The organism is Chitinophaga sp. 10T418, from assembly GCF_056394125.1.
Map to the genome: position 1 here is coordinate 105,048 of NZ_JBFTHG010000004.1, position 12,718 is coordinate 117,765.

13 protein-coding genes are annotated in these 12,718 nt (G+C 45.1%); 9 read left to right on the forward strand and 4 right to left on the reverse strand.

What is annotated here, in order from left to right:
• Window positions 1-14: 14 nt before the first annotated feature.
• The 6 genes from AC1DCV_RS12520 to AC1DCV_RS12545 all read left to right on the forward strand — a co-directional run bounded on the left by AC1DCV_RS12520 (window position 15) and on the right by AC1DCV_RS12545 (window position 4,606).
• On the forward strand, window positions 15-329 hold the full coding sequence (locus tag AC1DCV_RS12520) for an FtsB family cell division protein (protein ID WP_477023480.1): 315 nt from the start codon (window positions 15-17) through the stop codon (window positions 327-329).
• A 107-nt stretch (window positions 330-436) separates the two neighbouring features.
• The gene (locus AC1DCV_RS12525; protein ID WP_331969349.1) at window positions 437-655 is read left to right on the forward strand and encodes a hypothetical protein; all 219 of its coding nucleotides are present in this window, start codon (window positions 437-439) and stop codon (window positions 653-655) included.
• A gap of 40 nt (window positions 656-695) precedes the next feature.
• Window positions 696-1,343: an endonuclease III gene (nth, locus tag AC1DCV_RS12530; protein ID WP_477023481.1), complete on the forward strand. Its 648-nt coding sequence runs from the start codon at window positions 696-698 to the stop codon at window positions 1,341-1,343.
• A gap of 2 nt (window positions 1,344-1,345) precedes the next feature.
• On the forward strand, window positions 1,346-2,074 hold the full coding sequence (locus tag AC1DCV_RS12535) for a YqjF family protein (RefSeq protein ID WP_477023482.1): 729 nt from the start codon (window positions 1,346-1,348) through the stop codon (window positions 2,072-2,074).
• Between the two features lie 103 nt (window positions 2,075-2,177).
• On the forward strand, window positions 2,178-3,395 hold the full coding sequence (locus tag AC1DCV_RS12540) for a nucleoside permease (RefSeq protein WP_477023483.1): 1,218 nt from the start codon (window positions 2,178-2,180) through the stop codon (window positions 3,393-3,395).
• Between the two features lie 20 nt (window positions 3,396-3,415).
• Window positions 3,416-4,606 (forward strand): Gfo/Idh/MocA family protein, encoded by a 1,191-nt coding sequence (locus AC1DCV_RS12545; RefSeq protein WP_477023484.1) that lies wholly within the window; start codon window positions 3,416-3,418, stop codon window positions 4,604-4,606.
• A gap of 96 nt (window positions 4,607-4,702) precedes the next feature.
• On the opposite strand, the gene AC1DCV_RS12550 is transcribed toward AC1DCV_RS12545, so the two are convergent.
• Both AC1DCV_RS12550 and AC1DCV_RS12555 read right to left on the reverse strand, forming a co-directional pair.
• Window positions 4,703-5,293 carry a DUF6134 family protein gene (locus AC1DCV_RS12550; RefSeq protein ID WP_477023485.1) on the reverse strand — a complete coding sequence of 197 codons (591 nt, stop codon included), beginning with the start codon at window positions 5,291-5,293 and terminating at the stop codon, window positions 4,703-4,705.
• Window positions 5,294-5,428: 135 nt separating this feature from the next.
• A complete protein-coding gene (locus tag AC1DCV_RS12555; protein ID WP_441576412.1) occupies window positions 5,429-7,279 on the reverse strand; it encodes a 2-oxoacid:acceptor oxidoreductase subunit alpha in 1,851 nt (616 codons plus the stop codon).
• Between the two features lie 281 nt (window positions 7,280-7,560).
• Between AC1DCV_RS12555 and AC1DCV_RS12560 the strand changes: the two genes are divergently transcribed.
• From AC1DCV_RS12560 to AC1DCV_RS12570, 3 genes are all read left to right on the forward strand, one after another.
• Window positions 7,561-8,307 carry a Bax inhibitor-1/YccA family protein gene (locus AC1DCV_RS12560; protein WP_477023486.1) on the forward strand — a complete coding sequence of 249 codons (747 nt, stop codon included), beginning with the start codon at window positions 7,561-7,563 and terminating at the stop codon, window positions 8,305-8,307.
• Between the two features lie 257 nt (window positions 8,308-8,564).
• Complete coding sequence (locus AC1DCV_RS12565; RefSeq protein WP_441576410.1) at window positions 8,565-8,882, forward strand: carboxypeptidase-like regulatory domain-containing protein; 318 nt, start codon at window positions 8,565-8,567, stop codon at window positions 8,880-8,882.
• Between the two features lie 206 nt (window positions 8,883-9,088).
• Window positions 9,089-9,835, forward strand: a complete 747-nt coding sequence (locus AC1DCV_RS12570) for a head GIN domain-containing protein (RefSeq protein ID WP_477023487.1) — start codon at window positions 9,089-9,091, stop codon at window positions 9,833-9,835.
• Window positions 9,836-9,941: 106 nt separating this feature from the next.
• Here the strand turns inward: AC1DCV_RS12570 and AC1DCV_RS12575 are convergent, their stop codons facing one another.
• Together AC1DCV_RS12575 and kynU are read right to left on the reverse strand one after the other, a co-directional pair.
• Window positions 9,942-11,363, reverse strand: a complete 1,422-nt coding sequence (locus tag AC1DCV_RS12575) for a 2'-5' RNA ligase family protein (protein WP_477023488.1) — start codon at window positions 11,361-11,363, stop codon at window positions 9,942-9,944.
• 9 nt (window positions 11,364-11,372) lie between these two features.
• Window positions 11,373-12,641, reverse strand: a complete 1,269-nt coding sequence (kynU, locus tag AC1DCV_RS12580) for a kynureninase (protein WP_477023489.1) — start codon at window positions 12,639-12,641, stop codon at window positions 11,373-11,375.
• Window positions 12,642-12,718: the final 77 nt, after the last annotated feature.

Genomic DNA, 12,718 nt, shown 5'->3' on the forward strand with positions numbered 1-12,718 from the left:
TAGTAAATTGCCATATGTCCTGGTCTACATCTATCAAAAAAGTGCCGAGTTTCCTGAAGAATAAGTTCTTCATAGCTTTCGCTGCCTTTGTAATATGGATCGCATTCCTGGACAAAACCAACCTGATGTCCCAATATCAGTTCCAGTCAGAAGTAAATAAACTGGAAAGTCAGAAGGAATTCTTTATCCAGGAAATCAAACAAACCAAAGAAGAGCAACAGGAACTGCTTTCCAGCCCTGAAAAACTGGAAAAGTTCGCCCGTGAGAAATATTATATGAAAAAAGATAACGAGGACCTCTTCATTATCACCCCCGCCCCTAAGCCTTAAGCACGCACTGCCCTTGCATTTCTTAAAAATTTATCTTAAATTAACAATAGATTCCGCGCTTATTTCGTTATAAAACAGAACCTATTTTAGTATTAAAATAATAATGCATGAGTAATTTTACACTTTCTGTACTATCAACCCTGTGTCTTGTTACAAAAAGCGACATCAAACATCACCAGGAGGAGCTTTCTTTAACCCAGGAAGAGCAGGCTTGTTTTGACAACACCAAAGCCGCCCTTAACACGGTACGTTATGCTCCCCGGGTTGCCACCCTTCAGCTGATCTTTGATTATGCTGCCAACAAACAAACTCAGGAAGAAAAGTAGTAGCTGACCTTACTTTTTTCATTTTTCCTATCTTTATGGCATGACTCAAAAAGAGCGTTATGCATTTGTTCTCAAGTACTTTGAGGAACATGCTCCCAATGCCGAAACGGAACTCATTTACGACAATCCTTACCAACTGCTGGTAGCTGTTATCCTGTCTGCTCAATGCACCGATAAACGGGTGAATATGACCACTCCTGCCATCTTTGCACAGTATCCGGACGTATATGCCCTCAGTAAGGCCACCTTTGACGACCTGTTTCCCCTGATCCGGAGTATCAGCTATCCCAACAACAAAACCAAACACCTCATAGGAATGGGGCAAATGGTGGTAGAAGACTTCAACGGGGAAATACCTGCTACAGTACCTGAACTAATCAAGCTGCCCGGCGTAGGCCGCAAAACGGCCAATGTGATTACCTCTGTGGTACATCATCAGCCCAATATGGCAGTGGACACCCACGTGTTCAGGGTATCCGCCCGCATTGGCCTCACTACCAATGCAACAACGCCGCTGCAAACAGAGCTGCAACTGCTGAAACATATTCCAAAAGAGAAAGTACATATTGCACACCACTGGCTCATTTTGCATGGCCGATATATTTGTGTGGCCAGAAGCCCCAAATGTGGTGAATGCGGACTAAGACCAGCATGTAAGTATTATGCCAAACTTATAAAAGCCACTTAACTATGCGCCCATTTCTGACTGCTGCCTGGAGAAACTTACTGATGATCAACTTTGAAGCTGATCCGGCAGTACTCAAAGCATATTTACCAGCTCATACAGAACTGGATACGTGGAATAATACCAGCTATGTAAGCCTGGTAGGCTTCCTGTTCCAAAACACACGGGTAAAAGGGCTGAGTTTACCCGGCCACCGTACTTTTGAAGAAGTAAATCTTCGTTTCTATGTCCGCTATAAACAAAACGGAGTATGGAAAAGGGGGGTGGTATTTGTAAAAGAGCTGGTACCTAAACCATTTATCACATTTGTGGCCAATACTATTTACAAGGAAAAATACGCTACGCATGTCATGGAACACAGCTGGGAGTACCCGGATGCAGATACGTTGAAAGTAGCCTATAAATGGAAAGTAAATAATGAATGGAATCATTTAACAGCCACTGCATTACAAGCCACACAACCTATCATCACCGGCAGTGAAGAAGAATTTATTACAGAACATTACTGGGGTTATACGCGGGTAGATGACCTTACTACCGGCGAATACCAGGTTACCCATCCTCAGTGGCATACACATCCGGTTACCAGTTTCGATTATCACTGCAGTACCCGGGCGCTCTATGGTGCAGATTTTGAAAACATGCTGCAGCAACCTCCCCGCAGCGCCTTGCTGGCGGCAGGTTCCGAGATTTCGGTGATGCCCGGCACAAAGATCAGAACCAGTACTTTGTGAACGCAAAAAGTTTCTTTTGTCCATCATTAATTTAAGGGGCAACTCCCAATTTTTATTAACTTAAGCAGTTCATTAAGATTCAATCAATAAAGCATTAGTCGTTATGAAATCAGCTGTTAGGGTACAACTATCGTTCATGATGTTCCTTGAATTCTTTATCTGGGGAGCATGGTTTGTAACGTTAGGCACGTTTGTGCTAAAAAATCTGCAAGGCACCACCGATAGCCAGGTGGGCGTAGCTTTCCTTACGCAATCCATCGGGGCTGTGATTGCTCCTTTCATTGTAGGTATTATTGCCGACCGTTTCATTTCTGCACAGGTGATCCTGGGCGTAATACACCTGGTGGGAGCTGCATTGCTGTGGACATGTTCAGGTATGACCAGTTTTGATAGCTTCTATCCGGTACTGTTGGTGTATATGATCCTTTACATGCCAACACTGGCGCTGGTGAACTCTATTTCCTTCCGGCAGATGAGCGATCCCAGCAAAGAGTTTTCCTTTATTCGTGTATTCGGCACCGTAGGATGGATCATTGCAGGTTTGCTGATTGGCTGGCTGCAATGGGAAAAAACAAATTCATTGGATCTTACCTTTAAAATGGCCGCCGGCGCATCTTTACTGCTGGGGCTATTTAGTTTTACCTTACCGAAAACACCTCCTGCTAAAAAAGGCACACAGATATCTGTAAAAGAAATTCTAGGACTGGATGCGATCCGTATGTTGAAAAACCGTTCTTACCTGCTGTTTTTCCTGGCCTCTATTGCGATCTGTATTCCGCTGGCATTTTACTATAATTTCACCAATCCATTCCTCAATGAAATAGGCATGAATGCCGCTGCCGGCAAGCAATCCATGGGACAGATGTCTGAATTCCTGTTTATGCTGGTGATGCCGTTATTCTTTGCACGGTTAGGTGTTAAAAAGATGCTGGCCTTAGGTATGCTGGCCTGGGTAGTGCGTTATACTTTGTTTGCTTACGGCAACATTGATTCCAATTACTGGATGTTGATTGTGGGTATCGTACTGCATGGTATCTGTTATGATTTCTTCTTTGTAACCGGTCAGATTTACACCGATAAAGTAGCTGGCGAAGAATTCAAAAGTTCGGCCCAGGGCTTTGTTACACTAGCCACATATGGTGTGGGTATGCTGATAGGATTTATTATTTCCGGTCCTATTGTAGCGGCTTATAAAACCAGTGAAAAAATGCACGACTGGCATACTGTCTGGCTCATACCTGCTGGTATTGCAGCGGTAGTATTAGTACTGTTTATGTTATTTTTCAGAGATAGCAATAAAGAGAAGGTTCTTAAAAATTAATCATCGGCAAAACGGTTTCTATGGCAAAAATAGCAATGCTTGGCTCAGGCTTTATTGCGCGGTTTTATGCAGATTCATTGCAGGGACAGCGCAGCCGCGATAAAATAGTAAGTGTGTATTCCCGGCGGGAAGAAAGTGCAAAGAAATTTGCGGAAGACTACCAGGTAGCACACCAAACAACAGAGATGGAGGCGGCGGTATCTAATCCGGAAGTGGAGGTAGTATGTATATCGCTGCCCAACAATTTGCATGAGGCCGCAGTGCTGCTTTGCTGCAAACACAAAAAGGCGGTCATCTGTACCAAACCCCTGGGCCGCAATGCAGCAGAAGCAAAGAGAATGCTGGAAGCCGTTGAAAAAGCCGGCATCTTCCATGGTTACCTGGAAGACCTGGTATATACACCCAAATTTTTGAAAGCATTAGAAAGTGTACAGCGTGGCGCCTTGGGCAGGATACTCTGGGCCAAGTCCAGGGAAACGCATCCTGGCCCGCACAGTGAATGGTTTTGGGATAAGGAACAAGCCGGTGGCGGCTGTATCCTCGACCTGGGCTGCCATTGCGTGGAGATTGGCCGAAACTTTATCGGGAAAGATATCAGACCGGTAGAAGTGATGTGCTGGGCAGATACACAGGTAAAGCCTATTGATGCAGAAGATCATGCTATCGGACTGGTAAAATATGAAAACGGCGCCATCGGGCAGTTTGAAGTGAGCTGGACTTTCCGCGGCGGACTGGATCTGCGTGATGAAGTCATGGGCACAGAAGGAACTATCTGGACCAACAGTTTTTTACGTACCGGCTTTGATATGTTTACCACCGGCAAAGGTGATGATTATGTAGCTGAGAAAGCAGAGAGCAATACCGGCTGGTTATTTCCGGTAGGTGATGAACTCAATGAACTGGGATATAATCACATGTTCACAGATATGTTTAATGCAATGGAGGGTGGACATGCAGCCAAAGAAACATTCTATGATGGTTATGTGGTAAATGCGATCCTGGATGCCGCTTATAAAAGTGCCGCTACCAAGCAATGGGAGCCGGTACAATTAGACATATGGCGTGGACAGGAAGGTGTTACCAAAATCAAAACATTAACAGATTATAACGATCAATACTACCTGGTGAAAGAAGAAATGACGCATTTTGGGGCAAGGAAACTGATCCTGAAAGATAAAGTGTCCGGGCAGATTATTGAGCAAACAGTATAGATCTTTTTATGATAAACCTGGTGTGGGAAGATGATAGCATTGTCTGCCATCTTCTTCGCCCATCGGGGGAAATCACCATCATTGGCAAACAAAGTGTTAGCTGACTTTCACAAAGAAAGCTTTGCCGAAAGTGTGGTTCACTTCTACCAGCACCAGTGTACCGTTTTCGTATTTAAACACGTTCTTTTTCCCCTCGGGCAATATTAGCTCATACATTCCCCCTCCGATAGATTTCAGCGGCAGAAACTTGCCCAATGTTTCAGAAAACACACGGGTGATCTGTTTGGGTTCCGCAAAGTAAAGGTCTGCCACACATTCTTCTATTTCGGCATTATTAATCACCGATTTTTCCCCGTTCACTGTAATCGTATATTCTTTACCGTTACGAATGGTCGTGGTGTTTTTATCTTCCCCGTTTTTACCGGATATACGGGAAGATTTAGAAGAAGAGAGCACATTGTTACTGTATTCATTGGCAATATCGCTGTTAATTTTAGACAGCATCACCTGGATACGCGTTTTGATAATGATACTTTTTACCGGTCCGTTCGTTTTCCGGTTAGCTTCTATTGTACCTACCGCATGGTTTGCGATCCGCACTTCAAAAGTATTAGTTTGGGCATTTGCCTGCAAATACAATACAGCTACTGTTACAACGGTTAGCAATACACGAAAAAGGCTATACATAATAGTAAACTTAAACTAAAAAAATCCTGGCAGAAGTAGCTGTGAATAGTCTGCCGATACAGGAAAATACAAAAAATCCTGTCACAACGGACAGGATTTTTTATTGTGCAATAAAATAATATGTTGTGGAGGAGCCTATGCCAGCATTTCTTTGATCTTAGTGATCAGTTCACCTTTGGTAATAGGAACACCCATAATCTTATTATAACCCTGTGCATCGATCAGGAATTGATCACGTATAATTTTGATCAGCTGACCATTATTAATTTCCGGGATCAGTACTTTATCGTAGCTGTGGAGTATTTCGCCCAGGTTTTTAGGGAAAGGACGGATATAGCGGATGTGTGCATGCGCTACTTCGTGGCCTTCTGCTATCAGGTCCAGTACGGCGCTTTTGATAGCACCATAGGTAGATCCCCAGCCGAGTACCAGTACTTTTCCTTTTTCCGGACCGAGTTCAATTTTTTGTAGTGGAATATGATCTGCGATCTTGTCTACCTTCTCCTGACGGATCTTCACCATCAGCTGGTGATTTTCCGGGTCGTAGCTGACGTTACCGGTGATATTTTGCTTTTCCAGACCACCGATGCGGTGTTCCAGGCCAGGTGTACCAGGAACAGCCCAGGGGCGTACCAGGTTTTCATCACGGTGATAAGGCAGGAATTGTTCTTCTCCTTCTTCCAGTCCTTTCTTGAATTTCACTTCAATAGACGGGAGATCAGCAGCTTTAGGGAAGCGCCATGGTTCGGAACCGTTGGCAATGTACCCGTCGCTGAGGAAAATAACCGGCGTCATATGTTGCACGGAAATGCGAAATGCTTCAAACACCGCCTCAAAGCAATCTGCCGGGGTGGATGCAGAAACGATAGGCATCGGGCACTCTCCGTTACGGCCGTAGTAAGCCTGTAACAGATCGGATTGTTCTGTTTTGGTAGGTAAGCCGGTGGAAGGACCTCCACGTTGAATATCAACGATTATCAACGGAATTTCCAGCATTACTGCCAGTCCCATGGCTTCGCCTTTTAATGCCATACCCGGGCCGGAAGTAGTGGTAATCCCCATATGTCCGCCATAGGAAGCACCAATAGCAGAGGTAATCCCTGCAATTTCGTCTTCTGCCTGGAAGGTGCGGATACCAAAATTCTTAAAGCGGCTCAGTTCATGGAGGATATCAGAGGCCGGTGTAATAGGATAAGTTCCCAGGAACAGGGGCAGGTTGGCTTTCTGGGAAGCTGCTACCAGTCCGTATGACAGGGCCGTATTTCCGGTGATGCTGCGGTAGGTACCCGGTTCCATACGGGCTTTTTCCACCCGGTAGCGGGTAGTAAAGGCTTCTACGGTATCGGCAAAGTTATATCCGGCGTGCAGTACCCTCAGGTTACTTTCCAGGATATCTGGTTTTTTACCAAACTTATCTTTCAGGAATACCTCGGTATTCTCCATGTTACGGTCGTATAACCAGTAGAGGAATCCCAGTACAAACATATTTTTTGCACGGTCTTTCTCTTTCATACCCATGTTCATGTCCTTAAGCGCTTCGCGCGTCATTTTGGTCACGTCCATGGTATGGAGCTGATAGGGAGCCAGGGAACCATCTTCCAGCGGATTAACGCCTTCCGGATAGTTAGCCAGGCGGAGGTTCTTGGAGTCAAAACCATCGGTATTGGCCAGGATGATCCCTCCTTTCTTAAGTCCTTTCAGGTTAGCTTTCAGCGCAGCAGCATTCATGGCTACCAGTACATCACAGGCATCACCCGGGGTAAATATTCTGTTAGAAGAGAAATGTAGCTGGAATCCGCTCACGCCGGGCAAAGTACCTATTGGGGCACGTATTTCCGCCGGAAAATCCGGGAATGTGCTGAGGTCATTGCCGAACAAAGCGGTGTTGTTTGAAAACTGGGTACCTGTTAACTGCATCCCGTCTCCACTGTCGCCTGCAAATTTTATCACTACATCCTCCAGCTGTTGAATCGAAGTATTAGGCATCTATTTATTCTTTTAAGGTATTCTTTTTAAAGATGTAAATTTAGGTAATCGGGCGGTAGTATTATGCTACCCGCGAATATTATTCCCGATCTGATCACAAAAGTACACAACTTCAGTAGACTATTACGGTATAAATAGCGTATTCCCATTACTTCTGGTTATGGGTGATAACCGCTAGTTATTGGTTATAGAAATGCTAATTTTGGCAGTGTTTACCGGATTCTAATGTCCTTTTATCAAATCAAATCGTATTTTTAACCCATAAATTTAAACTATACTTTATGGCACTGTTTCAATCGAACAACCCTGTACTGAATCAAGATGTGTACAGTCGTGCAACGCCTGTCCAGGGTGAATCCATGACGATACGTGGCACTGTTAACAAAATGTCTTTCCTGTTTGTGTTATTACTGGCCGCAGCCGTATATAGCTGGGGCTTAATCACCAAAGGAGAAACCGGTCAGGCCGGCTTACTGGCAATAGGTGGCGCTATCGTTGGCACCATCCTGGCGTTTGTAATGATTTTTAAGAAAGAATGGTCACCATATATCGCTCCCGCCTATGCGCTCGCGGAAGGTTTGTTCCTGGGATGCGTTACTGCTTTATTTAATGCTAAATACCAGGGTATTGCTTTCCAGGCAATAGGTCTGACGCTTGGTACATTTGTGGCCATGCTGGTATTATATCGTACTGGTGTGATACGGGCTACTGCAAAACTCAGGGCGATCATTTTCACGGCAATGCTGGGAATCCTGATCTTTTATCTGGCCACCTTTGTATTAGGTATGTTTCATGTAAGCATGCCTGCATTAGCACCGGGTAGCCCACTGAGCATTGGTATTTCCMTTTTCATTGTAGCTATTGCTGCATTAAGACTCATTCTGAACTTCGATGAAATCGAAACAGGAGCATCTATGGGCGCACCAAAATATTTTGAATGGTATGCTTCCTTCTCTTTGCTGCTTGCATTGATCTGGTTGTATCTCGAAATACTGCGCTTATTAATGAATCTRAACAGTAGAAGATAATAAACGTCTGTATATATAATTCCCAGCCCTGTCTGTATGGACAGGGCTTTTTGTTTTATTTCATGTCTTATCAGATTTGTTAATGTCTTCCAAAAGATATGTTAAATGGCAGGCGATCAAAATATTATGGCATCGTAATTGCAAAATTGGGTTTCAACAACAAGTTCTTTTACATCTTTAAAAACAGGATAAAAACAATGCTAACACCTTTACTTACCATATAACCTTTATTGTTAAACCATTTAAAATTGTAAGCTATGAAGAAGATAAAAGTAAGCATGTTAGCACTTGCAGCTGTAGCGTTTGGAGCATTCGCATTTAAAGGCGTTGATGGCGGATCCATAGCAGGTAAAGTAACACCGGCAGAAGGAGCCACTGAAGCCTGGGCCATTCAGGGTACAGATACATTAACATCACCCGTTACCGATGGCGCTTTTAGTTTTGAACATGCGAAAGTGGGTGCATATACCGTTATTATAGGAGCGAAAGCGCCTTTTAAGCCTGCAACTGTTACTGATGTAAAGGTGGACGAAGGAAAGTCCACTGATTTGGGAGAAATTAAATTAGCACATTAAATAAGAGCAATAGTTTGTTTTCATAGGGGTTAATCAAAAGCCGGTTCCGTACGTCTGTACGGCCGGCTTATTTTTTTATGCCTGTTTCCGCGCGGATGGCCATTCCCGCTCTTCCTCTCTCCTTCTCTTCTCCGGAAAATATTTTCTTGCATAGGGGTATGTTCTTCCATACACGTCATTTCTTAAAGCTCCTTAAAAGTGACGATATGAAAAAGCAATTTATAATTACATACACCAGCTTAAGTATTGGATGGCTGCTTTTGATGATAGCGATCTTCAGCATTATACTTTCCAGCTGTACCAAAGATAATATCAGCGGTTCCGGCCATGTAGTGTCTGAAACCCGCAGTATTAGTGCGCTCACGGATGTGGAAGTATCAGGAGATTTTGAGGTACACCTGAAACAGGCTCCGGTGACTGCTTTGGAAATAAAAGCAGAAGATAATATTATAGGCGTGGTAGAAACAGGTGTACGTGGTAATACGTTGTATGTACGTATCCGGGAGCGGACACATATCAAGAATCATCTGCCTATAAAAGTATATGTACAGAGTCCTATTTTTCAACGGCTGCAGTTTGATGGATCAGGTACGGCAGATAATCAGGATACCATACGTAGTTCTCTTTTCAAGTATGAAATTAATGGCAGTGGTAAAGGATGGCTTACGTTGACTACTACTAATCTGACTACCACAATTAACGGTTCAGGGGATATGGTACTGAAGGGCAATGCCGATACGCATAACAGCGAAATCAATGGCAGTGGCAGCATAGCTGGTATTGATATGGAAGTACAAAAAGCCAATATCACGATCAGCGGTTCTGGTGAGCATGAAGCATTTGTGCGTCAGTACCTGGATGTGGATATCAGCGGCAGCGGGGAGGTTCATTACAAGGGTGAACCTGTAGTAGTAAGTAATATAGTAGGATCCGGCAAAGTGATCAAACAATGAGCTATTAACTTCGTATAACCTACACTGTTATACTGTCTGTGTATATAAAACGAAAAGGGCCCCCGCATTAGCGGAGGCCTTTTTTTATTTTACAGGGGGGGCTTTATCAGGCACCACCTAATTTGCATTTCTGCAGCACTTCCCATGATTTACCGTTGTGACGGAGGAAGTAGAGGTTATTTACCTTGAAGGTAGCCTCGTATTCCTTGTTTTCATAGTCAGGCCATGCTTTATTAAACTGATCATCTTCCAGGTCTTTAAAGGCCACGGTAACGTGAGGTGTAAATCCTGTACGAGCCAGCATCGTACTGAAACCAAATTCCTTACGCAGGAAGTTGATCAGTTGACGGTGCATTGCAGACATGGTTTCACTTTTTTCCACGTTGATGAAGAGTACACGGTTTTGTTTGTTCGGGAAAGTACCGAAGCCTTTCAGGGAAACTTCGAAAGGTGCCTGTGTTTTGGCAAAATCCGTCAGTTCATCACAGAAAGCTTTTTCCAATGCCGGATCAGCCGTGAAAGGTACCTGCAGGGTAATATGTGGAAGCACTTTCAGTGCGTACATAGGACCATATTGTTCTGCAAATTCCTGTTTGATTTTTATGATTTCTTTACCTACTTCTGCAGTTGGCAGAAGGGCGATAAAGTAAATTTTGTTATCAGGTTTTGGTTCAAAGCGTTGAGGTCTTCCACCCTGTCTTGGGCTTCCGCCACCACGGTAACCACCGCCACCGCCGCCGCGATCGTAACCACCGCCGCCACCGCCACGGTTGTATCCACCGCCGCCACCGCCGCGATCGTAACCACCGCCGCCACCGCCGCGATTGTATCCACCACCACCGCCGCTGCCGCCACGATCGTAACCACCGCCGCCACCGCCGCGATTGTATCCGCCGCCGCCACCACCGCGATCGTAACCACCACCGCCGCTGCCGCCGCGATCATAGCCACCACCACCGCCGCCACGGTTGTATCCACCACCGCCGCTTCCGCCGCGATCGTATCCACCACCGCCACTGCCGCCACGATCGTAACCACCACCGCCGCTGCCACCGCGATTATAGCCACCACCGCCGCCACCGCGGTCGTATCCACCACCACCGCTGCCGCCACCATAGCCGCCGCCACCGCGATTGTAGCCACCACCGCCGCTGCCGCCGCGATCATAACCACTACCACCGCCGCCGCTATAGCCGCCACCTGCGCCATCACGGTTGTAGCCACCGCTACCACCATCACGGTTGTAGCCGCCACCGCCATCACGGTTGTAACCACCACTTCCGCCTTCACGGTTGTAGCCGCCACCAGTGCCGCCATCACGATTGTAGTCTGTGCGCGGACGATATCCGCCTTCTCGATTGTAACCAGGGCGCCCCTCAGAGCTTCCACTGTTGTAGTCGGGTTTGCCGCCTTCCCGCTCGTTATTTACATTGGGTTTGTCATCGCCTTTCTCCTTATTGGGATCATTCTCTTTGTTGGTATCAGAAGAATAAGGCCTGCGGGGGCGTTCGTTTCTCTCAAAAGTCATCTTACTTAATTAAGCGTTTGAAGCAATATTAGCTATGATTTCATAAAAATGAAATACGTCTTGATAGGAGTTATATAAGGGTGCCGGTGATACCCTGATAACTCCAGGCTCTCTCCAATCAACGATTATTCCGGCATCGGTCATTCGTTGATGTATTTCTTTACCCTTATCCAGGAACAATAAAGATAATTGAGCGCCTCTTTCATTAATTTTTTCCGGTGTAATAATCTGGAAATCTATGCCTTTTAACTGTCGTAACAGGAATTCAAGATAATTGGTCATTCCTTCACTTTTGATACGCAAAGCGCCGATACCGGCCGCTTCAAATAATTCCAGGGAGGCTTTCAGGCTAACCATATTGAACACCTGAGCGGTGCTTTGTTGCCATCCTTCAGCTTCTTTTTTAGGCACAAACCCTTTTTCCATTTTAAAACGTGCACTCTCTTCATTGCCCCACCAGCCACCTAAACGAAGAAAATCGCGGTTACTGGCATGTTTCTCATGCACAAAAGCGCCTCCTACTGCGCCGGGACCGCCATTCAGGTACTTATAAGAGCACCAAACGGCAAAATCTACTTCCCAATCGTGCAAAGTTACCGGTATATTTCCAGCTACGTGTGCCAGGTCGAAACCTGCGTAAGCGCCTGCCTTGTGAGCAGCAACTGTTATAGCGGGTATATCAAAAAACTGTCCGGTATAGTAATTTATACCTCCAAATAAAACTAATGCTAAGCTATCACTTTCTCTGTTAATAATCTCTAAAATATCTTCCAATCTTATCAAATGTTCTCCGGGTCGCGGGGAAACTTCTATAATCGCACTTTCAGGATCGTAACCATGAAACTTAACCTGCGTTTCAACCGCATATTGGTCACTGGGAAAAGCTCCTGCCTCCATTAACACTTTAAACCGCTGTTTGTTTGGCCGGTAAAAACTGAGCATCATCAGATGCAGATTTACCGTGAGCGTATTCATTACTGTCAACTCCTGCTGGCTGGCCCCTAAAATGGCTGTCAACGGTTTACTGCAATATTGTTGATAATATAACCATGGATTCTTAGCCGCCCAATAACCTTCTACCGCACATTGTTGCCAATCCGTCAATTCCTGTTCTATAGCCGCTTTCACGTTCTTTGGCTGTAATCCGAGCGAGTTGCCACATAAATAAATAGCATCCTTTCCGTTACGCTGTGGGAAATAAAACTGGTCTCTGAATTTATTTAACGGATCCTGTTGGTCCCTCTCTTTAGCAAATGCTAACGATGCTACGTACTCCATGGTCTTCCAATCTTGCGCCTTGGTATTATCTTTTAATGGCGATTCTGCTGTTTGTCAAGAAAAGCTGAACTTCTTAT

Bases quoted from the DNA above. Each gene is read 5' to 3' on its own strand.
- AC1DCV_RS12555 (WP_441576412.1), bottom strand. From the start codon at position 7,279: ATGCCTAATACTTCGATTCAACAGCTGGAGGATGTAGTGATAAAATTT.
- AC1DCV_RS12570 (WP_477023487.1), top strand. From the start codon at position 9,089: ATGAAAAAGCAATTTATAATTACATACACCAGCTTAAGTATTGGATGG.
- nth (WP_477023481.1), top strand. From the start codon at position 696: ATGACTCAAAAAGAGCGTTATGCATTTGTTCTCAAGTACTTTGAGGAA.
- kynU (WP_477023489.1), bottom strand. From the start codon at position 12,641: ATGGAGTACGTAGCATCGTTAGCATTTGCTAAAGAGAGGGACCAACAG.
- AC1DCV_RS12520 (WP_477023480.1), top strand. From the start codon at position 15: ATGTCCTGGTCTACATCTATCAAAAAAGTGCCGAGTTTCCTGAAGAAT.
- AC1DCV_RS12575 (WP_477023488.1), bottom strand. From the start codon at position 11,363: ATGACTTTTGAGAGAAACGAACGCCCCCGCAGGCCTTATTCTTCTGAT.
- AC1DCV_RS12540 (WP_477023483.1), top strand. From the start codon at position 2,178: ATGAAATCAGCTGTTAGGGTACAACTATCGTTCATGATGTTCCTTGAA.
- AC1DCV_RS12565 (WP_441576410.1), top strand. From the start codon at position 8,565: ATGAAGAAGATAAAAGTAAGCATGTTAGCACTTGCAGCTGTAGCGTTT.
- AC1DCV_RS12525 (WP_331969349.1), top strand. From the start codon at position 437: ATGAGTAATTTTACACTTTCTGTACTATCAACCCTGTGTCTTGTTACA.
- AC1DCV_RS12535 (WP_477023482.1), top strand. From the start codon at position 1,346: ATGCGCCCATTTCTGACTGCTGCCTGGAGAAACTTACTGATGATCAAC.
- AC1DCV_RS12550 (WP_477023485.1), bottom strand. From the start codon at position 5,293: ATGTATAGCCTTTTTCGTGTATTGCTAACCGTTGTAACAGTAGCTGTA.
- AC1DCV_RS12545 (WP_477023484.1), top strand. From the start codon at position 3,416: ATGGCAAAAATAGCAATGCTTGGCTCAGGCTTTATTGCGCGGTTTTAT.